The organism is Winogradskyella litoriviva (assembly GCF_013249065.1).
Classification (GTDB): Bacteria; Bacteroidota; Bacteroidia; order Flavobacteriales; family Flavobacteriaceae; genus Winogradskyella; species Winogradskyella litoriviva.
Window position 1 is genome coordinate 579,405 of record NZ_JABRWQ010000001.1, and the last position, 24,508, is coordinate 603,912.

General features: G+C 33.3%; 21 protein-coding genes. 14 read left to right on the top strand and 7 right to left on the bottom strand.

Going from position 1 to position 24,508, the window contains the following annotated elements; genetic code table 11:
* The first annotated feature begins 17 nt into the window (after nucleotides 1-17).
* The 5 genes from hemE to HNV10_RS02455 all read left to right on the top strand — a co-directional run bounded on the left by hemE (nucleotide 18) and on the right by HNV10_RS02455 (nucleotide 4,676).
* Entirely contained in the window at nucleotides 18-1,049 is a 1,032-nt protein-coding gene (hemE, locus tag HNV10_RS02430; RefSeq protein ID WP_173299732.1) for a uroporphyrinogen decarboxylase, read from the top strand.
* A gap of 171 nt (nucleotides 1,050-1,220) precedes the next feature.
* On the top strand, nucleotides 1,221-1,988 hold the full coding sequence (locus tag HNV10_RS02435; protein WP_173299733.1) for an EI24 domain-containing protein: 768 nt from the start codon (nucleotides 1,221-1,223) through the stop codon (nucleotides 1,986-1,988).
* Complete coding sequence (locus HNV10_RS02440) at nucleotides 1,985-2,533, top strand: GNAT family N-acetyltransferase (RefSeq protein WP_241695443.1); 549 nt, start codon at nucleotides 1,985-1,987, stop codon at nucleotides 2,531-2,533. The genes HNV10_RS02435 and HNV10_RS02440 overlap by 4 nt, the downstream gene beginning before the upstream one ends.
* 696 nt (nucleotides 2,534-3,229) lie before the next feature.
* On the top strand, nucleotides 3,230-4,132 hold the full coding sequence (gene hemF, locus HNV10_RS17200; protein WP_173300049.1) for an oxygen-dependent coproporphyrinogen oxidase: 903 nt from the start codon (nucleotides 3,230-3,232) through the stop codon (nucleotides 4,130-4,132).
* A gap of 157 nt (nucleotides 4,133-4,289) precedes the next feature.
* Entirely contained in the window at nucleotides 4,290-4,676 is a 387-nt protein-coding gene (locus tag HNV10_RS02455) for a YchJ family protein (protein ID WP_173299734.1), read from the top strand.
* A gap of 177 nt (nucleotides 4,677-4,853) precedes the next feature.
* Here the strand turns inward: HNV10_RS02455 and HNV10_RS02460 are convergent, their stop codons facing one another.
* Entirely contained in the window at nucleotides 4,854-7,490 is a 2,637-nt protein-coding gene (locus tag HNV10_RS02460) for a DEAD/DEAH box helicase family protein (protein ID WP_173299735.1), read from the bottom strand.
* A gap of 112 nt (nucleotides 7,491-7,602) precedes the next feature.
* Between HNV10_RS02460 and hemB the strand changes: the two genes are divergently transcribed.
* The gene (gene hemB, locus HNV10_RS02465; RefSeq protein WP_173299736.1) at nucleotides 7,603-8,595 is read left to right on the top strand and encodes a porphobilinogen synthase; all 993 of its coding nucleotides are present in this window, start codon (nucleotides 7,603-7,605) and stop codon (nucleotides 8,593-8,595) included.
* 86 nt (nucleotides 8,596-8,681) lie between these two features.
* The gene (locus HNV10_RS02470; RefSeq protein WP_173299737.1) at nucleotides 8,682-9,089 is read left to right on the top strand and encodes an Lrp/AsnC family transcriptional regulator; all 408 of its coding nucleotides are present in this window, start codon (nucleotides 8,682-8,684) and stop codon (nucleotides 9,087-9,089) included.
* A 2-nt stretch (nucleotides 9,090-9,091) separates the two neighbouring features.
* Here the strand turns inward: HNV10_RS02470 and HNV10_RS02475 are convergent, their stop codons facing one another.
* On the bottom strand, nucleotides 9,092-9,820 hold the full coding sequence (locus HNV10_RS02475; RefSeq protein ID WP_173299738.1) for a GLPGLI family protein: 729 nt from the start codon (nucleotides 9,818-9,820) through the stop codon (nucleotides 9,092-9,094).
* A 132-nt stretch (nucleotides 9,821-9,952) separates the two neighbouring features.
* Between HNV10_RS02475 and HNV10_RS02480 the strand changes: the two genes are divergently transcribed.
* From HNV10_RS02480 to HNV10_RS02505, 6 genes are read left to right on the top strand one after another with little or no spacing between them, the layout of a single operon-like run.
* On the top strand, nucleotides 9,953-11,071 hold the full coding sequence (locus HNV10_RS02480; protein ID WP_173299739.1) for a CNNM domain-containing protein: 1,119 nt from the start codon (nucleotides 9,953-9,955) through the stop codon (nucleotides 11,069-11,071).
* Nucleotides 11,071-11,544 carry a methylated-DNA--[protein]-cysteine S-methyltransferase gene (locus HNV10_RS02485; RefSeq protein ID WP_173299740.1) on the top strand — a complete coding sequence of 158 codons (474 nt, stop codon included), beginning with the start codon at nucleotides 11,071-11,073 and terminating at the stop codon, nucleotides 11,542-11,544. The genes HNV10_RS02480 and HNV10_RS02485 overlap by 1 nt, the downstream gene beginning before the upstream one ends.
* A 5-nt stretch (nucleotides 11,545-11,549) precedes the next feature.
* Complete coding sequence (locus HNV10_RS02490; protein ID WP_173299741.1) at nucleotides 11,550-12,071, top strand: PaaI family thioesterase; 522 nt, start codon at nucleotides 11,550-11,552, stop codon at nucleotides 12,069-12,071.
* A gap of 25 nt (nucleotides 12,072-12,096) precedes the next feature.
* Entirely contained in the window at nucleotides 12,097-13,236 is a 1,140-nt protein-coding gene (locus HNV10_RS02495; RefSeq protein WP_173299742.1) for a serine hydrolase domain-containing protein, read from the top strand.
* Nucleotides 13,237-13,245: 9 nt separating this feature from the next.
* Entirely contained in the window at nucleotides 13,246-13,725 is a 480-nt protein-coding gene (locus tag HNV10_RS02500) for a hypothetical protein (protein WP_173299743.1), read from the top strand.
* Entirely contained in the window at nucleotides 13,715-14,428 is a 714-nt protein-coding gene (locus HNV10_RS02505; protein WP_173299744.1) for a 3'-5' exonuclease, read from the top strand. Before HNV10_RS02500 ends, HNV10_RS02505 begins: the two co-directional genes overlap by 11 nt.
* 59 nt (nucleotides 14,429-14,487) lie before the next feature.
* Here HNV10_RS02505 and HNV10_RS02510 read toward each other — a convergent pair whose 3' ends face one another.
* Nucleotides 14,488-18,486, bottom strand: a complete 3,999-nt coding sequence (locus tag HNV10_RS02510) for an immunoglobulin-like domain-containing protein (protein WP_173299745.1) — start codon at nucleotides 18,484-18,486, stop codon at nucleotides 14,488-14,490.
* Nucleotides 18,487-18,642: 156 nt separating this feature from the next.
* Between HNV10_RS02510 and HNV10_RS02515 the strand changes: the two genes are divergently transcribed.
* A complete protein-coding gene (locus HNV10_RS02515) occupies nucleotides 18,643-20,334 on the top strand; it encodes an ABC transporter ATP-binding protein (protein ID WP_173299746.1) in 1,692 nt (563 codons plus the stop codon).
* Here the strand turns inward: HNV10_RS02515 and HNV10_RS17275 are convergent.
* From HNV10_RS17275 to HNV10_RS02530, 4 genes are all read right to left on the bottom strand, one after another.
* Nucleotides 20,329-20,454, bottom strand: coding sequence for a hypothetical protein (locus HNV10_RS17275; protein WP_262887121.1), 126 nt, complete (start codon nucleotides 20,452-20,454; stop codon nucleotides 20,329-20,331). The genes HNV10_RS02515 and HNV10_RS17275 overlap by 6 nt on opposite strands.
* Before the next feature lie 243 nt (nucleotides 20,455-20,697).
* Nucleotides 20,698-21,351 carry a CoA transferase subunit B gene (locus tag HNV10_RS02520; RefSeq protein ID WP_173299747.1) on the bottom strand — a complete coding sequence of 218 codons (654 nt, stop codon included), beginning with the start codon at nucleotides 21,349-21,351 and terminating at the stop codon, nucleotides 20,698-20,700.
* 2 nt (nucleotides 21,352-21,353) lie between these two features.
* A complete protein-coding gene (locus HNV10_RS02525; protein WP_173299748.1) occupies nucleotides 21,354-22,055 on the bottom strand; it encodes a CoA transferase subunit A in 702 nt (233 codons plus the stop codon).
* 93 nt (nucleotides 22,056-22,148) lie between these two features.
* Nucleotides 22,149-24,506, bottom strand: coding sequence for a penicillin-binding protein 1A (locus HNV10_RS02530; RefSeq protein WP_173299749.1), 2,358 nt, complete (start codon nucleotides 24,504-24,506; stop codon nucleotides 22,149-22,151).
* Nucleotides 24,507-24,508: the final 2 nt, after the last annotated feature.

The window sequence follows — 24,508 nt, forward strand, 5'->3', positions numbered from 1 at the left end:
GCAGGAATGACAGAACGATGATAAAAAACGATTTATTCTTAAGAGCATTAAAAGGCGAAACTGTAGAACGTCCGCCAGTATGGATGATGCGTCAAGCTGGTAGATACTTACCAGAGTTTATGGAAATCAAAGCAAAATATGATTTCTTTACACGCTGCCAAACACCAGAATTAGCAAGTGAAATTACAGTACAACCGATTCGTCGTTATGGTATGGATGCTGCTATTCTGTTTTCAGATATTTTAGTGATTCCTCAAGCCATGAATATTGAGGTACAAATGAAACCTAATTTTGGACCTTACTTACCAAATCCTATTCGTTCTCAAAAAGATGTGGATAATGTAATCGTTCCTGATGTAAAAGAAGCTTTAAACTACGTTTACGAAGCCATTAAAGCGACTAAAGAAAAACTAAACGATGAAATTCCGTTAATTGGTTTTGCTGGTTCACCATGGACGATACTTTGTTATTGTGTCCAAGGACAAGGCTCTAAAAACTTTGATAAAGCTAAAGAGTTTTGTTTTACAAATCCGATTGCTGCACATCAATTATTACAGAAAATTACAGATACTACAATTACTTATTTAAAGGAAAAAGTAAAAGCTGGTTGTAATGCTGTACAAGTTTTTGATTCTTGGGGAGGCATGTTATCACCTGTAGATTATCAAGAATTTTCTTGGCAATATATTCAACAAATCATTGATGCGTTAAAAGACGATGCACCAGTTATCGCCTTTGGTAAAGGGTGTTGGTTTGCTTTAGATACTATGGCCAAATCTGGAGCGTCTGCTTTAGGTATAGACTGGACGTGTTCTGCAAGTAACGCACGTTACCTCACAGGAGGAAATATTACACTTCAGGGTAACTTTGACCCAACACGTTTATTTTCGCCACCTGCTGAAATTAAGAAGATGGTTACTCAGATGATTAACGACTTTGGAAAAGATAAATACATCGTTAATTTAGGGCATGGTATCTTACCAAATATTCCATTAGAGAACGCAAAAGCATTTATTGATGCTGTTAAAGAATATAAAAGCCCATCCTAGCCTTCCCAATTGGGAAGGAACTCAAACTCAGGCGGCTTATTCATTTTAAGAAAGTGGTTAAATTCTTAATTTTGAAATGAACTTTTAAAGCATTACAAGTTTAGTCATCAATTATTGTAACTTAAAGCCTGTTTTTGCGTCTTTTAAGTAATCATCATCAAAAACAATAATATGATAAGGAACATATTAAAAGGTATCCAAGCTTATACCGGAACTTTTGCTTTAATTTCTCAGTTAAAACTTTGGAAATACTTCGCCATTCCTATTATAATTAGTGTTGTAACAGCCTTAATGATTGGGTTATCTGCTTACGGATTATCTGACAACATTGGACGTTTTATTGCTAACATTTGGCCATGGGAATGGGGAAGTGAAACCTTCACCTCAATTTCTACATTTATTGGTGGCATTGTTGTTATTGCTATTGGACTAATTCTATACAAACACATCATCATGGCTTTTTCTGCGCCATTTATGAGTCCGGTTTCAGAAAAAATTGAAGCACATTTGACAGGTGTAGAAAGACACAACCATAGAAAAACGTCTTTTCAAGAACAATTATGGAGAGGTATTAGAATAAATATTAGAAATTTAGGAAAAGAATTACTCTTTACAACACCTCTATTACTATTGAAATTTATTCCAATAGTCAATATATTTTCAACCGTATTATTGTTTTTATTGCAAGCCTATTATGCAGGTTTTAGTAATATGGATTATACTTTAGAACGACATTTTAAATATAAAGAAAGCATCAATTTTGTTGGAAGACATAAAGGCATTGCAATTGGTAATGGTATTGTTTTCATGCTCTTTTTATTAATTCCGGTTGTAGGTGTAATTTTGGTTTTACCAATGAGTGTAACAGCTTCTTCAATAAATACCGTAAATCTATTAGAACAAGAAAATTCTCTAAACCACAATAGCGTCACAGTATGATGGTTGCAAAATTTAATGATTTCGAAATAAACCCAATACATAAAGGCGACGCTTGGAAGGTTTGTGATTTGTGTGTGGCAAATGCAGATAGATTAAAACGTTATTTTCCAAAAACCTTAGAACAGAATTTAAACCCAACCTTATCTCAACTATTTGTTGAAAAAATGGTAAAACAGTTTGAAGACAAAGAAACATTTCTATTCACTTTAAAACATTCTGAAACTAGAGAACTCGCAGGACTTATTTATATCAAGGAACTCGATTGGAACATAAAACAAGGAGAATTCGCCTACTGCATTGGTTATCCTTTTGAAGGGCAAGGCTTAATGTCTAAAGCTATTAATCAACTATCTCAACATGCATTCACTAATTTGGGTCTAGATACACTTCAAATTATTGCACACAAAGACAATTTACCAAGTGTAAAGGTGGCTTTAAACAATGATTTTAAATGGATTAAAACTTTAGTCAATGAGTTTACACCAAATGGAGAAGCACCTTTGGATATGGAGTTATATGAATTACACAGACCTAGCAGGTTTTAAAAATCTAATAGCAAATGTCATAATCCTGCAAGGTTTCCAAAACCTTGTAGGTATTTAAGAGAAAACACCATGAAACTAGAAACTTTAGAAAAAGACCATTATTATCATATATATAATCGCGGAATTGATGGCTGTAATATCTTTAATTCCGATGAAAACAAACGTTATTTTCTAGAGTTAACAGGAAAATATTTAGACAACAAAATAAAAATTTCAGCTTATTGTCTTTTAGATATTCATTTTCATTTTCTAATTCAAATTAATGCTGAAACAAAGGAAGCTACTCAAGCTTTTTCTAATCTTTTCAATGCTTACTCTAAAGCATTCAATAAGCAAAACAACAGAACTGGAAGTCTTTTCGAAAAACATTTTAAGCGAAAAAAGATAGCTTCAGAAGCTTATTTTAAAACTGTATTTTGTTACATTCATCGTAATCCTAAAAATGATTGGCAACATTACAAATTCTCTTCTTATTCTTTTTATCATCTTGAAAAAACACCGAAATACTTTAATTTAGACAAAAATTACAGTTTGGATTTATTTAGTGATTTAAACAATCTACAGTATGTCCACAACCAATATAAAATAGAAGACCTACAAGGTTCTGAAAACCTTGCAGGTCAAAATAACAACAATCATAAATCTCACAATCTACAAGGTCTCAAAGACCTTGTAAGTTTTAAACCCAACAATATTATCAAAAACAAATTCTTCAAATACATACACCAATTACAAGACACTATCACTTCTAAACTAGAAGAAGTAGATGGCAAAGCAAAATTCCAAGAAGACCTTTGGGACCGACCTGAAGGTGGTGGTGGAAGAACACGCGTAATTGAAAACGGAAACGTTTTTGAAAAAGGTGGTGTCAATATCTCTGGCGTTCATGGAAAATTACCAGACAGCATGCAAAAATACTTCGGTGTAGAAGATGCTGATTTTTTTGCTTGTGGTTTAAGTTTAGTCTTGCATCCTACAAATCCAATGGTTCCAACGGTTCACGCGAATTGGCGCTATTTTGAAATGTATGATAAAGAAGGTAACATTGTTGACCAATGGTTTGGTGGTGGACAAGATTTAACGCCTTACTACTTATTTGAAGAAGACGCCAAACACTTTCATCAAACTTGCAAAACGGCTTGCGACAAACATAACCCGGAATTTTATTCAAAATACAAGTCGCGTTGCGATGAATACTTTTACAACGCTCATAGAAATGAAGGTCGCGGTTTAGGCGGTTTATTCTTTGATTATTGCAAAGCCACAGACGAGATGAGTATGCAAAACTGGTACGATTTTGTAACCGAAGTTGGAGATAGTTTCTTAGAAGCTTATGTACCAATTGTTGAAAAACGAAAAGCATTAGAATACACCAAACCTCAACGCGACTGGCAAGAAATTAGAAGAGGACGTTATGTAGAATTCAATTTAGTGCATGATAAAGGCACATTATTCGGGTTGAAAACTAATGGACGCATAGAAAGTATCCTAATGAGTTTACCACCACATGTACAATGGGTTTACGACCATCAACCAGAAGCCGGAAGTGCGGAAGAAAAACTAATTAAGGTATTGCAAAATCCAGTAGATTGGGTGTAAGAAGCTCCTTAATCCCCAAAGGGGAAACTGTTATGCCGAATAAAACTAATCAAGACCTTGCAGGTTTTTAAAACCCAGCAGGTCTAACAACAACAAACACCTGCAAGGTTTCCAAAACCTTGTAGGTATTAATCAGAGAAATATTATAAATTCAACCATGAACTGCTACTGCGGAACCAATAAAACTTATCAAGACTGCTGCGAAGTTTTCCATCTTAACAACGGAAAAACAGAAACAGCCGAACAACTCATGCGTTCTAGATATTCCGCTTTTGTTCTTGCCAATGGCGATTATTTAATGGCAACACACCACCAATCGACAAGACCAATAAAAGAGAAAAAAGCCATTGTGAAATGGGCAAAATCCGTACAATGGATTAAACTGGAAGTTTTAGACACTTCAAAAGGTTCTAAAGACGACATTGAGGGAACAGTAACCTTTAACGCTTATTTCTTTGAGAATGGAAAAGTAGATGTTATCCATGAAAAATCGGCTTTTGTAAAGGAAGGTAATCTATGGTATTACTTAGGATTGAGTAGATAAGCAGCAGGACCTTGCAGGTTTTTCAAACCTAGCAGGTCTAAAATTATCCAACCATACTATAATTTGATTGTTGAATAATTACAATTTGGATTTATTAATAGGTAATAAAGGTAGATGTATTACAAAAACTTTTACTAGACCTGCTAGGTTTTTAAAACCTGCTAGGTCTGTAAACTATCACTTCCAAACCATCACTTCCTTAGTCACTTCTTTAAACGCATTGTAAACATGAAACAATCGTGCTTTTAAAAGCAATTTTCTACCTTCAACACTTCGTGTGAAAACCAGTTTGTTTTTACCTAAATACTGTTTCCAATGTTTTTGAAACACTAAGGCATTTTCTTTTTTATCACCAAACAATTCCGGAACTGGATAAAAATTTTCAACATCTAATCGCTTTCTGAAAAAATTGGTCTTTACAATTAAATATCTTGGCGATTCAATAGGTTCTAAAAGCTCAGTCAATGCTTTAGCGAATAGCGAATTTTCAAGCGCATTGGCACCAACCAAATTACAAACCACATCACCTTTTCCTAACACGTAAGAATTCACGTTTATATTTTCTTTACCAGAAGTGATATAACCCAATTCATCTAAAGTATCCAAAATGGCTAATCCCATTTTCCCGATTTTTTTATACAAATAGCCATGACGAATGTAGAGTTTTAACGCTTTCCAAAGCTTAAAACCGAACATAGCCACAAACGCAGCAAAAAATGCATAGACAAAATAAAGCACACCTCGTTGTAAAATGAGATTGAAACTATTAGCTATAAATTCTACATAAAAAAGCGTAATAGTAATTAATAATTCCACCACAAAAAACCGAAGTACATCAAAATAATAGATTTGTTTTTGTTTTTTAAATGGTCGCTTTCCTTGATGTAAAACCTTTACTTCTTTGGTTAGCTTCGTGCCATTTCCTATCGCATTATTCCATTTTTCGGTAATTAAAATCCGCTTTGTTGCAACATTTAATGTCGATTCGTTTAATGCTTCAATAGATTCTACAGGAATCTCATCAGGAATATTCAACCGTTCAAAGCCATTAGAAATAAACGGAATCGTACTGTTTGTAACACCTACAAAAGCTTCAAATCGTCGTTTTAAAGTATCTACTTCTTTTCCGCCATCTAAATCGGTTGGGTCCACACAAGCTAAGTGCCAAATGTTTCCGGTTTTTTTAGGCGAATATGCATCTTTCCGAATCGCTCTACCTCGCATTTGGTTAGACGATACAAACGAACCAATAAACGAAGCCAGAATTAAACTGTTTATAGATGGCGCATCCCAACCTTCGCCTAATAAGGATTTTGTACCAATTAAAACTCTAATATAACCTGCTTCAAAAAGTTGTGTAATAATACTAACAATAGAATTTTTTGGCTTTCCTTTTGAAGTTACTAATAAGAAAGATTCATCTATTTGTAATGGCGAAAATGAAAAATAATCTAAAGATTCAATCGCTTCAAAATGTCTTAAAATAGATTGATGAATGATGACGATACTGCCAGACAGCACTCCTAATTCTTCAGGTTTATCGCAATAATGACGTACATATTGAAAAATAGGAAGCATACCAATTTTGTCTATGCCTTCTATTTCTTCAGTTTTAATATTTAAAAATTCCTTTCGGATATAATCCGTTAGAATCACACATCTTAAATCGCGTTTTAAGCTTTCGCGTTCTGCTTTAACAATACTAACGATGCTTTTCAACTTACTTGGACTGTTAGACAAGGATTTGTAAAGCAGTTGTTCCCCAATAAAATCAACTGAATTCCGCTCAAAAACATGAAGTCGTCTAAGTCGTTTTTCTAAAGTTGACACATACTTCTCTTGCTCTATTAATTGTTCTCTATCGGAAACTAAGATATTCTGAAACAAAATACCAAGCCAATGTAAATTGAGCTCAGGAAACTGAATCTTTTCCTTTTCATCAAAACCAAGAACTTCCAATTTTTGATGGTCAATTTCAAAACCACAGGCATACAAAAAGATGAGAATCGCAGAAAAATATTCGGTATTAGAATAGAGTTCATCCAAATGCCAATTTGGATTTTTATAAAAACGATGTTCAATTAAGAATTTGATAAAGGTTTCATCCTTTAATAATTCATCTTTAAAATCTGAAATATTTCGTCTGTAATCAACGATAAAATTTATCTCTAAATCTTCGGGTTTTGAGAAGTACACAAAATCTTGATGTGGACTCAAATCCCCTTCGCGCACTAAATCTGGCACTGCAATTTCATCATCAACTTCGCCACAAAGCGTAAAATATTTAGACACTTCTGCTCTACTGCTATCATAAGGTGGTGTTGCGGTTAATGCTACGATGTAAAACTCAGAATTCCGTTTTAAATCCATTAAGCAATTCCACCATGCATTTTTTAAATGATGCGCTTCGTCTAAAACTAAAGTTTCAATATTGTGTTTTTTAAAGAATTGATAATAATCGGTTTTATCTTCAAAAGTTTTATAAAAAGCATGAAGCGATTGATAAGTAGAAAACGTAACATCACTTGGATTTTTAATATCGAATGAATAGGCTTTAAAATCACAATTCTCAGTAAAAAAAGATTGTAAACGGTCTTCCCATTGATTTCTTATGGTCAAGGTTGGCGCTAAAACCAGTGTTTTCTTCCCTAATTTCCTAACTATTTCTAATCCTAAGATCGTTTTTCCAGAACCTGGAGGCGCAATTACATGAAAATGGTTGTCTGCAATATGACCATTAAAGTGTTTTAAAAGTTCTGCCTGATAGCTTCGCCATGGAAAAATAAATTCTAAATCATCTAAGGATTTGAGCACTCAATAATAGGTTTTAATCGTTAACTTTGTATTTGATAAAAGTAATCATAATCCTCATACATTAAAACCCGTTAGGTTTCTAAAACTTAACAGGTCTACAAAATATAAAATCATGTTTCCAATTAGAAGAAATCGAAGACTAAGAACTAACGAAGCCATTAGAAGTATAGTTAGAGAAACTTACATTACACCGAATGACTTTTTAGTACCACTTTTTGTTGTTGAAGGCAAAGGTGTAAAAGAAGAAATTGCATCGATGCCAAATTACTATCGTTTCAGTTTAGATTTACTAAAAGAAGAGGTGAAATTATTATGGAGTTTAGGTTTAAAATCAGTTTTACTATTTGTAAAAGTTGATGATAGCTTAAAAGACAACAAAGGTACTGAAGCATGGAATCCTAATGGTTTAATGCAACGTGCTATTAAAACGGTAAAAGAAGTTTGCCCAGGAATGTTAGTAATGACAGACGTGGCTTTAGACCCATATTCGTCTTACGGACACGATGGTATTGTTGAAGGTGGAAAAATTATAAACGATGCAACCGTTGAGGCGTTAGCTGAAATGAGTTTGTCTCACGCAGAAGCTGGTGCTGATTTTGTGGCACCAAGTGATATGATGGATGGTCGTATTATAGCTATTAGAGAAGCCTTAGACCAATCTAACCTTATTGATGTTGGTATTATGAGTTACTCGGCTAAATATGCCTCTGCATTTTATGGCCCTTTTAGAGATGCTTTAGATTCTGCACCTGTGGATTTGATAGATGTTCCTAAGGACAAAAAAACTTATCAAATGGATTTTGCTAATAGAGACGAAGCTATTAAAGAAACCGAAATGGATATTAACGAAGGAGCTGATATTGTAATGGTAAAACCAGGTCTTTGTTATTTGGATATCGTACGCGATATTAAAAACAATTTTAATGTTCCTTTGGCTGTTTATCAAGTATCTGGTGAATATGCGATGCTAAAAGCTGCAGCCGAAAAAGGGTGGTTAGACCATGACGCTGTAATGATGGAACAAGTAACGTCTATTAAGCGTGCTGGTGCAGATATTATTGCTAGTTATTTTGCTAAGGATGTGGTTAAGTTACTTAATAAGTAACGAATATAGAATACTAAACAAATTATTTTTACTACCTTTAGTTTCGAATCAATTGAATAACCAATTAATTGATTTCGAAACTAAAAATGGACACTATTGACGAAAAAATCATAAAAATGCTCAATGCAAACGCACGAGAGTCATTTGCAACCATCGGAAAATCTGTAGATTTATCGGCTCCAGCTGTTGGAAAACGCGTAAAACAATTGGAAGAAAAAGGTTTTATTTTAGGGTATTCGCTTCGTGTTAATCATGAAAAATTTGGAGTTAATGTTAAGGCTTATATCAATCTAAAAATCCATCAATCTAGTACTTTAAGAACAGCCTCTAATCAAATTAAAAATATCGACGAAGTTCAGCGTTGCGATCGCATTTCAGGTGAAGATAGTTTATGTATTCTTGCTTATTTTAAAAGCAATAAGGACTTAGTCTTTTTATTAGAACGTATTTCTCAATATGGTGTTCCAAATACCAGAATAATTCTAGAAAGTTAAAATTAATCTTCAGTAAAAGGATTACCACAGAACTCTTTAAATTCTTCTTTGGTCATTAAATCGCCTTCAACTGGCTCTAAAATGTCATCAGCTTCCGGACTATCAAAATCTATTTTAATGGCTTTCCATAAGTAAATAACATCCTCAATTTCCATAATTAAACCTGGTAAACCATGAAATCCTTTTGGTCCATGTTTCACCGGTATTTCGGGTGTATACCATGCCTTTAACTTTTTATCATTAAGCTTATCAATTGTGGCTAAATAACAGGTGTAACCATCAATAACTTTAGATTCTTCTGTAATTGTCCACTCTTTAGGTTTTTGAATCACTCTTACCGTTGGACCCATTATTTTATTTTGATTAATAATAAAATCGCGACTCATGTCATTGTAATGTGTAGAATTTCCACCAGCCAATGACCATGATATATTCATTTTACTTCTTGTTATTATAAGACCATCACTTCCATTATTCCATCCAGGAATATCAATTTTTGGCTCTACATTATAAATAGAAACACTATCATTAAAGACCAAATAACCTTCAACAGGCTGAGAATCTTGAAACATTTGCAAGGCCCTATTTTTGGCCTCTGAGTTTTTTAAATTCTCAAAAGACTTCTCAATACTATCTTTAATTGCTTCAATTCGGTAGGTTACTTTTCCCTTATTTTGAGCCGATAAGGCGTAGGTTCCTATTAAACAGATTATTAAAATATAATTTTTCATGCTTCAATTTACAAAATATATTAATTCGATGTTTACTACTAAAAAATATAACTTGGTAATAACTATAAAATTAGCTAGCTTTAAATTAGTATTCATTTTGTAACTTTGTACATCTAAAACTTCAAAACATTAATGGGCTTACTCATTTTTTACGCCGTCATATCCATTTTCTTTTCATTCTTATGTTCTATTTTAGAAGCTGTGCTTTTAAGTATAACGCCAACTTTTCTTAATCTTAAAAAGAAAGAAGGCAAAGCTTATGCAGAAGAATTAGAGGAACTAAAAAAGGATGTCGATCGTCCTTTAATCGCCATATTAACTTTAAACACCATTGCACATACGGTTGGTGCCATTTTAGTTGGTGTACAGGCAAAAGTAGCTTATGTAGAGCTTTACGGCTCTAGTAAACGAAACATTTTAGGGTTTGAATTTACAGAAGAAATTATGGTTGGTGTAGTTTCTACTATAATGACTATTCTTATTTTGGTTGCCTCAGAAATTATACCAAAAACCATTGGAGCAACCTATTGGAAACAGTTAGCAAATTTTACAACCAAAGCTCTTAATATTCTTATCTTTCCTCTAAAATGGACAGGTATTTTATGGTTACTTCAATTGACTACAAAATTAATTGGAGGTAAAGGTCATGGTAGTGTTTTAAGTAGAGAAGGTTTTGTTGCTATGGCTGATATTGCTCATGAAGAGGGTGTTTTTGAAGAAAACGAAAGTAAAGTTATTAAAAACTTACTCACCTTTAAAGAAGTACAAGCCAAGCATGTAATGACACCTCGTACTGTAATGAAAACTGAAGATGAAAGCATGACTGTAGAAGATTTTTTTAATGCTAATTCTAATATTCGTTTTTCTAGAGTTCCTGTTTTTACAAATGACCCAGATAATATTACAGGTTTAGTTTTAAAAGCTGAGGTTTTTAAAGAAATGGCTCTTGGTAATGGCTCTAAACCATTATCTGAAATAAAAAGAAGTATTATTATTGTAAATAGAGATTTACCAATACCAATATTATTTGAACAATTAGTAGAAAGCAGAAATCATCTTGCCTTAGTAGTAGACGAGTATGGCTCTGTTAGTGGTTTAGTAACTATGGAAGATGTTATAGAAACTCTTCTAGGACTTGAGATAATGGATGAGAGTGATAATGTTTCGGACTTACAGCAATTAGCCAGAAAAAGTTGGGAAACAAGAGCAAAGCGCTTAGGTATTATTGATAACGACAAGCCAGAAAATTAATGCAAACCTGCTATATTGAAACGCCTTTAGGACATGCCAAAATAGTAGGAAACGAAAATGGTATTACTTCAGTTTCAATAGTAGATAATCATGTAGAATTATCAGACACTATACCAGAATCTTTATTAGAATGTGTTATTCAGCTTAAAGAATACTTCAATGAATCCCGAAGAACCTTCGATTTAAAACTTAATCCCGAAGGCACCACATTTCAAAAAAAAGTATGGAACCAACTGGAAACGATTCCTTTTGGTAAAACCATATCGTATTTACAATTATCTAAACAATTAGGAGACATTAAAGCCATAAGAGCAGTAGCTAATGCTAATGGAAAAAACCCGCTTTGGATACTAATTCCTTGCCATAGAGTCATAGGAAGTGATGGTAGTCTAACTGGTTATGCTGGTGGTCTATATAGAAAACAATGGTTGCTAAATCATGAAAGTGACTACAAACAACAATCTTTATTTTAGGTTTTATGTACAAAATTGCAACCGAATTTTTAAAACGGTTTTTTAAAACCTCTACTATTTATAAATATGGTTTTAATTGGTCGCCAATGTACAGACGTACTACGGCAAAACTTATAGAAGTTAGTGATGATTTACATTATGTAAAAATTAGATTGAAACTTAGTTGGAAAAATCGCAATTACGCTGGCTCACTTTTTGGTGGTAGTATGTTAGCTGCCACTGATCCAATTTATATGATTCAACTCATTCAAATACTAGGTAACGACTATGTAGTATGGGATAAAGCTGTTGAGGCGCGTTATAAAAAACCAGCAAAATCTACTATTTATGGAGAATTCATCTTTTCGGCTGAAGAAATTACAACTATAAAAGAGCTTATTTCAAAAGACCAAAAAACCGATATTATAAAAACCATGAGTTTAGTTGATGACAAAGAAAATATTATCGCTACTTTTAAAAAGACCATTTATATTGCTCACAAAGCATTTTATAAAGAAAAGCTAAAGACGATAAAATTAAAATCATAAACACTTAACTTATCCCATCTTAAATATGAAATTCATTAAAAAACTATTAAAATGGCTCATCGGAATTATTGGTGCGCTTGTTATAGCCTCTTATATTTTTGATTACGATTACATTTTAAAAGGAATACGTGTTGTTTACTTTACAGGCCATACCACAGCTTATATAGATGACTATCCGCATTTTGAAAATGATACTATTAAAAAAGGAAGCACTACAGATAAATGGCCATTACATAAAAATTACAATTCTGTAAATGCTACACAAAGATTAGCTGATACAAACAAAGAACTTGGCACTATTGCCTATCTTATCATTAAAAATGATAGTATTTATTATGAAAACTATGCAGAAAATTATAGTGTAGATTCTAAAACCAATTCGTTTTCAATGGCTAAAAGTATAACAACGTCATTACTTGGTAAAGCTATAATGGATGGTTATATAAAGAGTTTAGACCAACCTATCAGTGATTTTTATCCGCAATATAAAGGCACTAAAACTACAGTTGGCGACTTGTCATCCATGGCATCTGGTTTAGATTGGGTAGAATCTTATACAAGTCCTTTCTCCATAACTGCTAGAGCAAATTATGATGATGATTTAGCCGAAACTATTTTAAATCAGAAAGTCATAAAAACACCAGGTAAAGATTTTGAATATTTAAGTGGCAGCACACAACTGCTTGGTATGGTTATTAAAAAAGCTACCGGAAAACAATTAGCAGATTATCTTTCTGAAAGTTTCTGGCAACCACTAGGAGCAAAAAGTGATGCCTTGTGGCAATTAGATGATGACAAAAACAAACTAGCAAAAGCCTTTTGTTGTATTTCTAGTAATGCACGCGATTTTGCACGTTTTGGAAAACTCTATAAAGACCATGGAAAATGGAATGGTAAACAAATACTAGATTCAACGTTTGTAAACACGGCAACCCAATCTAGATTTAGCGGTCAACCTTATGGCTACGGATTTTGGATAAGTGATTACAATGGAAAGCACACATTTGCAATGCGTGGCATTTTAGGGCAATATGTAATTGTGATTCCTGAAGATAATTTAATCATTGTTAGATTAGGACATCACAGAAGTACTGAAACGTTAAATTCCTTTCCTTTAGATTTTTATGTTTATATTGATGAAGCTTATGAGATGATGGGAGAATAATTTTAAAATTTGGATAAATTAATAACAAAACAGCATCTACTTTTTTTAGTAATAGGAGGCTTTAGCATTCTATTAACTGCTGAATTCGCATTCTTTTTAGGTCACATTACACATCAATTATTTATTATAACCAATCAAAATCCACTGTATACAATAATAGCTAAGGAAATTGTTCAATTAATAGTATTTATTATTTCCGTTTTTATCATTTTAAAACTAATTACAAAACAAAAAGTACTCAATCAAAAACATCTCAAAAGGCAAATAATTTGGCTCATTGCTATTTATTTTATAATTCAAATTTTACAAGTTCTTTATAATTTATATGGTATTTCCGCTTTTGAAGGTTATAATGATAAAATAAAAAGTTATAGTGAATTTATAAAAGAAAACTATCTCATATTAATTAGTTCATCTATTGTATATTATCTGCAATTAATATTTTTTGCCTTTATTATAATAAATTATTCTATTAAAGATGATAAATAAACTCAACCTAGAGAACATTCTATTCTTAGATATAGAAACCGTTCCGGAAACAGAAAACTTCTCTGACTTAGATAAAACCAAACAAGACCTTTGGGATGCAAAATCGCGTTACCAGCGCAAAGAAGAGTTTACAGCTGAAGAGTTTTACGACAGAGCAGGTATTTGGGCCGAGTTTGGAAAAATAGTTTGTATTTCTGTTGGATATTTTAAAATGGCAGGCGAATCTCGAAATTTTAGAGTAACGTCTTTTTATGGTGATGAAATTAAAATTTTAAAAGATTTTAAAAACCTATTGATTTCGCATTTCAGTTCTAATAAACATTTGCTTTGTGCACATAACGGTAAAGAATTCGATTTTCCGTACATAGCCAGAAGAATGATTATACATAATATAGAATTACCATACAAACTAAATCTCTTCGGGAAAAAACCATGGGAAGTACCTCATCTTGATACTTTAGAATTGTGGAAATTTGGGGATTACAAAACTTATACATCATTAAAATTATTAACTAATGTTTTAGGGATTCCGTCTCCAAAAGATGATATAGATGGTAGCGAAGTTTACCGTGTTTACTACAAAGAAAAGGAGATTGACAGAATTATTATCTACTGCGAAAAAGACACAATTGCCGTCGCACAGATTTTCTTAAGATTACGAGGAGACGAATTACTTCATGAAGATGAAATAAAACATATATAAAAAAAGTCCTGATTTAAAATCAGGACTTTTTCATTACTAACTACAATACTAAGGACCATTTATTCCTTAATAAAACGTTTTAATTGTTTCTTTTCTCCAATATTCAATTGTAAGATATAAACTCCATTTTCAAATTTTGATACGTCAATTGTAGAAGTGTAACGTCCTTTTGCTACAATTTGTCCTAACATATTTAATATTTCAAAGGTTTGCGCTTCATACCCAACTAAATCAACAATAAGTGTTTCTTTAACAGGGTTTGGGTGTACTTTGAAATATTGACCAGGATTTTCTGCAATTACACTAGCATTTAATCCGAAATTTGAACTAGAACTTCCTAAACAGAAATTAGTAGTCTCAGAACTTGTAAACGAACCGCCTGAAGCTAATAAAACTCCTGTATCAGAATTTGTTAACGAATACGAGCCATTTCCGTAAGAACAGCATATACCATCACCATAAGTGTCTGTAATTACAAAATCATAACAACCATCATCTAAACAACCAACATCAATAGTTAATGTGGACCCATCAGCTTGAGAACCGTAAGTTCCACCTGAAGCCACTGTACTACCAGAAGCATTAACAACACTCCATGCAGTTTCTTCTGGATAATTATCAAAAGTAATAGATAATGAAACATCAGAACAAGTTGGACCAGATCCACCACCTGTAGATAAACTTACAGCATCTACAGCCATATCACCTTGCCAAGTTGTGCCTGTAATACCATTAAAACGTAATTGAACCGAACTACCAACATAAGCTGCTAAATTAACACTAGCTGTTAACCAAGAATTCCCTTGATTTCCAGATGCGCTCCAAATGCTTGTCCAAGATGTACCATTATCATCACTCAATTCTAACGCTAAACTTCCCATTGAAGAAGCTCCATACATATGATATTTAAACTCAAATGTAGCCTGAGAAGCACTACTCAAATCGTAACAAGGCGAATTTAATATCGCTCTTTTTGTTGAATAATTTGGTGAAGAAGATTCCATATAAATATAATAAGAACCTAAATCTGCACTAGAAGGACCAGTATTGCTAGATGGTGTTGTTCCGCTTCTTGTTGCCCAATTAAAATCATCACCTGTTGCTTGTGTCCATGCGCCAAATGTGTTTTCAAAACTTTCAGAATAAGGGAATGAAGAAATACCACTTGTACAACCACTTCCTGTAGCAGGTTCTGTAACTATAATAGATCTTGTTCTTTGTGTTGCTTCATTTCCTGCTGCATCACTAACGTTATAATACCTTGTATATGTTCCTGCTAAATTTGTATTTACTGTACCTGTGATTACAATACTAGATGTTAAGTTACCATCTACATTATCCGTTGCAGTTGCACCTAATTCATTATAAGTATCTCCAACTTCTAAATTAATTGTAGAAGCTCCTGTTAATGTAATAACTGGAGCGGTTGTGTCTGCTGGCTGAGTTACAATGATAGTTCTTGTTACTTGCGCAGCTGCATTTCCTGCTGCATCGCTTACATTATAAAACTTGGTGTAAGTACCAGCAGAAGTTGTATTTACTGTTCCTGTAATTACAATACTAGACGTTAAATTGCCATCTATATTATCTGTCGCTGTTGCACCTAACTCATTGTAAGTATCACCAACTTCTAAATTAATTGTAGAAGCTCCTGTTAATGTAATAACTGGTGCAGTTGTGTCTGGTGTACCAGCAGAAAGGTTTACAGTGTAATCTTCAACTTCACCATAAGTAAACGATTGACATTCAGTTGGTACAGCATTATAACTCATTGAAACTCGCATTCTAGTATTTCCGATATAAGTTCCCGATGGAATTAAAAAACTACCACTAACTGGTGTTGTCTGCGTTGCCGCTTGCGACCAAACCTGTTCTCCTGAATCTGAAAAATCGCCATCGTGATTATAATCTATCCAAACAGAATAGCCTTCTGCATACACGGTTCCTGTCCAAGTAGGCGTTATTGTAATAGAATAACTCTGACCTTGACTTAATGCTGTTGACAGATTAGTGAAATCTGAATAAAACTGAGCACCAGATGTATTATCTATAGTACCTAATTGTACACGACTAATATATTCATCGTTAACATTACTACTTGTAGATGTACAATAATTTAATTGTACTTCGGTTGTTGTAAAACTTGCAGAACTTGTGTAAGACGACGTTGAATTATCGGCACAGATACTTCTCACTTGTACTTCATAAGCTGTTTCAGGCGACAAACCTGACAACGACGTTGATGCCGAAGAAACCGAAGATGTTGTCCATGTTGAAGTTCCTGTTTCGCGATATCTAAAATCATATGATGCTCCTGGTACGGCATCCCAAGAAACTGTCGCTGTGGATGACCCAAAACCATCAATAGATAATCCCGTTGGTGTGGTTGCACTACAAACTATTGGTGTACCAGATAAACCTGTTACAATTAATGAGTAGTTTTGGCTTCCTCCAGTTAATGAACCTTTGTGAGTAATAGTAATTGTATAAGTTCCGGTAGCATTAGCCACATCTACTCTTTCATAAGGATCTTTTGAGTTATCACCTTGTCCATTAGTAGAAACTCCTGTTAAACGCCAAGGACTATACGTTGTTCCTCCTTGAGTTACTCTAATATCTAAATCATTAACTAAGACAGCTGAATTAGAATTAGCTGTAGTTGTAGCAGTACCAGCTCTATCTGTCCAAGAAATGGATGCGTATAAATCATTAATACCATCAGAATCAACCGTAATTTGGTACGATTGTCCATTGGTTAATGTTAATTCCTCTATTTTAGATTCATTTCCATTATTAGTAATAGCTTCAGCAGCACTTTTTGTATTCATTAATCCCCAACCATAAATAGCATCTGGTCCCGTAGATCCAACATCATCAGCTGTGTGAAGTGCTAAACCTTTTAAAGTGGAAGCTCTTAAATAACTTCCATTAACATTATTAGCATGTTGTTGTAATAATAATAAAGAACCAGCCACATTAGGCGATGCCATAGAGGTACCTGTAATACTATTGTAAGCTGTATCACTAGACTCATATGTAGAATATACCGCAGTACCATTACCTGTAATATCTGGCTTAATTCTATAATCATCAGTTGGTCCTTCACTACTACTGCTATTAATAGTAACACTAACTAAGTTTCCATTAGAATCAATATTAGCGTCATTTGCATTAGCAACAACCATATTATTTTTTGCTGTAGCATGGCCCGAAAGTTTATCATAAGAAGCATTTCCGTCTAAAGGAGCACCATTTGCAGAATTATCAGATCCATCATTACCAGCAGCCACTACCATTAAATAGTAAGGTGCATTAAACATAATTTCATCCCAATCTCTAGAATCGGTAATATAACCTCCAAAATAATAGTCTGGTAATTGCGGTTGACCTAGTGAATTTCTAGCTGCATACCCATAAGAGTGATTAGAAATTAGCATTCCATTTCCTGCTGCACTTGTTGCTTCAGAAATATCATTATTCCATTCGTAACCAACGGCACTTGCTTGAGGAGCCATTCCTTTAGCATTAGCAACAACACCAGATGCAATAATAGTACCTGTAACGTGTGCTGAATGATAATTTAATGTTGTGGTACCATCACCAATAGAAAATCTATTGTTACCTCCTGCGCCATCGTACTCTTGGTGAGACGCACGAGCTAAACCACCATCCCAAACATGAGCTATCATATTCTGGCCATCTAAATTTAAGCCTAATGAACCTCCAGAATTTAAATGATTGGTTCTTGTTGATTCTGCCGCAGCCACATTAAACGTGGTATAATAGATTGGTTTCCCTTCTGTAGAAATCTTTTGAAGCTCTAAATATGAATTATCAGTCTTAATAATTAATGGCCAACCTTTTAATAATGCCATTTGTGTGGCTTTTGCCTTTTCGGCTTTTGCTTGTTCATTAAATTTTACACTTAAATCTTGAATTACTTTTAAATCATAACGACTAATAATCTCCTCTTTTTGAAGGTTTGTTTGCGAAAATGCTGGTAGAATACACAACAGAAACAACATTAAGCAAACACCATGAAAATAGTTTTTTCTCATACTAATTATTGTTTTTTTAAGTTAATTTTTATTAATTATTCACTGAAATTATTAAAATAATGTTAATAAACGAAAACGTTTTCGACTAAATACAGTAAAGTTTTTAGAGTTACGGTTTTACCACAGCACTATTGAAGAAATTGATTACATTTACCTATGGCAAATGAAAAATTACTCTCTGTTGATACGTTAAATATTTCTTTTTTTAAGGATAAAAAAGAGAAGCAGATTATTAAGAATATTTCATTTAATATTCAACCCAATGAGATTGTTGCCGTTGTAGGAGAATCTGGTTCTGGTAAATCTATTTCATCATTAGCTTTAATGGGTTTATTGCCAAAACAGATTTCTAAAATTACTTCTGGTTCTATTTTATTTGAAGACAAGGACTTAGTTAATTATTCTGAAAAAGAATTTCAAACCTTGAGAGGAAAAGACATTGCAATGATTTTTCAAGAACCAATGAGTTCTTTAAATCCATCGATGCGCTGTGGTAGACAAGTTGAAGAAATCTTAAAACAACATTTTAAACTATCAACTTCAGAAATTAAACTAGAAGTTCTAAACTTATTTGAAAGAGTAAAACTCCCTAACCCAGAACGTATTTATAAAGCCTATCCTCATGAAATTTCAGGTGGACAAAAACAACGTGTAATGATTGCCATGGCAATTGCGTGTAAACCAAAATTACTAATCGCAGACGAGCCAACAACAGCTTTAGATGTTACTGTACAAAAAGAAATTTTAGAATTATTACAAACCATACAAGCAGAAACCAAAATGAGTGTGCTTTTTATTTCGCACGATTTATCTTTAGTTTCTGAATTAGCCAACAGAGTTTTGGTTATGTACAAAGGAGAAATTGTAGAACAAGGTACAACTGATGTTATTTTTAATGCAGCAAAACATAATTATACCAAAGCCTTAATTGGTGCTAGACCTTCAACTGAATACCGTTTAAAAAAATTACCAACTATTTCAGATTTTATGAATAATAGTACAAATACATCTATTATCACTAAAGCTGAGCGCAAAATAAATCATGAAAAGCTCTATAACCAAACACCCCTTTTAGAGCTTATTGATGTAGAAAAAACATACTTATCTAAAACTGGTTGGTTTTCTAAAGATTTAAACTTTAATGCCGTTGATGGTGTTAGCTTTAAAGTTTATCCTGGTGAAACCTTAGGATTAGTAGGTGAATCTGGTTGCGGAAAATCTACTTTAGGAAACGCAATTTTACAACTAGACAAAGCTACTTCTGGTAAAATTATATACAAAGGAAATGATATCACTAAGTTGAAATCTTCTCAAATGCGAAGCTTAAGAAAAGAGATTCAAATCATATTTCAAGACCCTTTTGCTTCTTTAAACCCTCGATTAACGGTTGGTAATGCCATTTTAGAACCCATGAAAGTCCACAATATTGGCTCTTCAAATAATACAAGAAAAGAAAAAGTATTAGACATATTAGAGAAAGTAGGATTAGATGCTTCAGCTTTTAATCGTTATCCACATGAATTTTCTGGAGGACAACGTCAGCGTATTGGTATTGCAAGAACAATAGCCTTAGAACCACAGCTTATAGTTTGTGACGAATCTGTTTCTGCACTGGACATTTCTGTACAAGCACAAGTTTTAAACTTATTAAATGATTTAAAAGCACAATTTGGATTTACCTATATATTTATTTCGCACGACTTAGCCGTTGTAAAATATATGGCAGATCAACTGCTAGTAATGAATGAAGGAAAGATTGAAGAAATTGGCGATGCAGACCATATTTATGCATCACCCAAAGAAGCTTACACAAAAAAGTTAATTCATGCTATTCCAAAAGGATTATAGCATGAATACTTTTTTGGCTAACTTTAAAACATTTGAGACTAATTCAAAAGTGTTTTCTAAAATTGAAAATTCTTCATCTTCATTAAAAGTAGGTTCTGGTAGATTTGGTTTTGATTTCATAAGCAGTAATTCATGGTAGATTTGGGGCAAAAAGGTAAATTAAGTTTATGGTAAATCAGGTTAATATTATTCGTTTTATTTGGGACTGCAATATGTAACAATTTCTACATTTATCTGCTTAAATACATTATTAATCGATGAAATACATATATTTTTAACATTTTATTCCTTGCGCAGAGAAATTACGTACAAAAAAGTCGCTAAAATTAGCGACTTGTATTTTTTTTAAAAAAAGCAATTAATCTAAATCTTCATTTCAGGAATATCTCCATCAATAATTAATTCACCTTCGGTAGCATTTTTAATAGCTTCTACAGATACACCAGGTGCACGTTCTAAAAGCTTAAATCCCTTAGGTGTAACTTCTAAAACTGCCATATTAGTTACAATTTTCTTTACACAAGCAACTCCTGTTAAAGGTAAAGAGCATTTTTTCAACAACTTAGAAGCTCCCGCTCTATTGGTATGCATCATAGCTACAATAATATTCTCTGCACTTGCTACTAAATCCATTGCGCCACCCATTCCTTTAACCATTTTTCCAGGGATTTTCCAATTAGCTATATCTCCATTTTCTGAGACTTCCATTGCTCCTAGTATTGTTAAATCAACATGTTTTCCTCTAATCATAGAAAAACTCATAGCTGAATCAAAAAATGATGCGCCTGGCAATGTTGTTATCGTTTGTTTTCCTGCATTAATAATATCAGCATCTTCATCTCCTTCAAAAGGAAATGGTCCCATACCTAAAACGCCATTTTCACTTTGAAATTCAACTTCAATGTCATCTCTTACAAAATTGGCTACCAAAGTTGGTATTCCTATCCCTAAATTAACATAGTAACCGTCTTTTACTTCTTGCGCGATACGTTTCGCTATTCCGTTTTTATCTAACATAACTATGCTCTTTTTCTAACTGTTCGTTGTTCTATTCGTTTTTCAAAATGTGCACCTTTAAAAATACGTTGCACAAATATGCCTGGAATATGAATTTGATTAGGGTCTAATTCTCCAACAGGTACTAATTCTTCAACCTCAACAACGGTTACTTTAGCTGCACCACACATATTAGGATTAAAGTTTCTTGCTGTACCTTTAAATATTAAATTTCCGGCAGCATCTCCTTTCCATGCTTTAATAAAAGCAAAGTCTGCTTTAAATGCATATTCTAATACATGCATTTTACCATCAAATTCTCTTGTTTCTTTTCCCTCTGCGACTTCTGTACCGTAACCAGCTGGTGTATAAATTGCAGGAAAACCAGCTTGTGCTGCTCTACAACGTTCTGCTAATGTACCTTGAGGAATTAATTCTACATCTAGCTCGCCAGAAAGCATCTGACGTTCAAATTCATCGTTTTCACCAACATAAGATGAAACCATTTTCTTAATTTGCTTCTGTTGAAGCAACAACCCTAAACCAAAATCGTCAACGCCTGCATTATTAGAGATACAGGTTAATCCTTTTAAATTAAGTTTTACGAGTTGGGCTATCGCGTTTTCTGGAATACCAGACAAACCAAAACCACCAAACATAAAGGTCATATTATCAGAAACACCTTTAAGTGCTTCAGTAACATTCTCTACTTTTTTGTTAATCATATTGTTTAAAAATTTAGCTTTTTAAAAATACGAAACTAAGTACTTACTTTATAATTTAATGGTATTAAATACAGGTGTGACTATTGATAGATTTTAGAAATCTACATCAATATTATCTTCTGGAAGCTCTGAGCCTCCAATATCGCCTTCATCTCTAGCTTCACAATCAATATCAATTTTTAAGTCTGAAGGTTTATCAAATTTACCATCAGAAACATCTAGAGTTTTATCTGCATAACAAGCTTTCATGTATAATCCCCAAATTGGTAACGCCATTGATGCACCTTGACCATAATGAATGGATTTAAAATGCGCTGCTCTATCTTCTGCGCCAACCCAAACACCTGTGACCAAATTAGGTACCATACCCATAAACCAACCATCACTTTGGTTTTGAGTTGTCCCTGTTTTACCTGCTATAGGATTAGTTAACTCATATGGATAACCTGTCATAACTTCTTTATAAACGGATGAATTTGCAAGCCATTTAGAATTATGTCTAAGACGCTTACCTGAACCTGCTTGCGTTACACCTTCCATAAGATTAACTGTAACATAAGCAACCTCTTCACTTAATACATCTTTACTTTCTGGCTTAAACTGATAAAGAACCGTACCGTTTTTGTCTTCAATACGCGTTACCATAACAGGTTTATTGTAAACGCCTTTGTTAGCAAATGTTGAATAAGCCGCAACCATTTCGTAAATACTAATATCTGGTGTACCTAATGCAATTGCGGGAACGGGTAAAATCTCAGAAGTAATTCCTAATTTTTTTGCCATTTCTACAACAGGTTGTGGTCCAATTTCATTCATTAAACGTGCTGTAACCGTGTTAGTAGAACTTGCTAAAGCATCTTTAAGGGTTTGCTTACCAGAATATCTTCCATCCGAATTTTTAACCGTCCAAGGTTCTGGATTCCCATACTTATCAGCTTCAATTGTAATTTGTGTTCTTGGAAAAGAATCGCAAGGTGAAAATTGCAATTGATCAATTGCTGTTGCATAAACAAAAGGCTTAAAGGTAGATCCGACTTGACGTTTTCCTTGTTTCACCATATCGTACTGAAAATGCTTGTAATTCATTCCTCCAACCCAAGCTTTCACATGCCCTGTAAGCGGATCCATTGACATCATTCCTGGACGCAAAAAAGATTTATAATAGCGCATTGAATCTATTGGCTTCATAACCGTATCTACTTCACTTGCTTTGCCATCTACCCACTTAAAAACTCGCATTTGAGTAGGCTTTTCAAAGGATGCCTTAATTTCCTTATCTGACTTTCCTTGATTTTTAAGAATTCTCCAACGTTCACCTCGCTTCATTCCGTCATTCATTAACTTGGTTTCTTCGGCTTTGGTTAAATCTAAAAATGGTGCTGTTTTATTTCGATCTGGTGTGTTTTGATTATCAAATTCTGCTTGCAATCTTGGCATGTGCATAGCAATAGCATCCTCTGCATATTGTTGCATACGAGAATCGATGGTTGTGTAAACTTTTAAACCATCACTATATAAATCGTATTTGCTACCATCTGGTTTTCTATTCTTTTCATCATTTGCCCAATCTTTCATAAAGCCTCTAAGGTATTCTCTAAAATAAGTAGCTATACCTTGACTATGTGTTTCTGGAGTAAAATCTAAATCTAATTCTGTTTTTTGAAGCGAATCTTTTACTTCTTCCGTGATATAATCATATTTAAACATTTGAGACAAAACAACGTTACGTCTATTTTTAACGCCTACTGGATTTCTGGAAGGAATAGGGTTGTATAAAGAAGAATTTTTAAACATACCTACTAACATTGCAGATTCTTTTACATCTAAATCTATTGGTTCTTTATTGAAATAAATTCTAGAAGCGGAACGAATACCATCTGCATTATTACCAAAATCATAGATATTAAAATACATTGCTATAATTTCTTCTTTAGTGTATTGACGTTCTAATTTAATGGCAAGAACCCATTCTTTTATCTTTTGAGTTAACCTACTAAAAATGTTTCTAGATGCTACTCCAACAAACAATTGACGTGATAATTGTTGTGAAATTGTACTAGCACCTCCTCTTCCTCCTAAAAAGAAAAATGCTCTTAGTGTCCCTCGACCATCTATACCAGAATGTTCAAAAAAACGCGTGTCTTCAGTTGCAATTAATGCATCTACTAAATTTTTTGGTAATTCTTCAAAACCAATAGGTGTTCTATTATCGTCAAAATAAAATTTACCTAAGGTCTTATCATCAGAAGAAATAATTTCTGTCGCTAAATTTGTTTCAGGATTTTCTAATCTAGTATAATCTGGCATTTCACCTAAAAAACCCCATGATGCCAACAAAAATGGTAGTATTACAGCTGCAACACCACATAAAAAAAGGATCCAAAACCAACGTACATATTTTGTAAAATCTAAAGTCTCTTTTTTAGACTGAGTTGTTTTCTTTTTTGCCATAT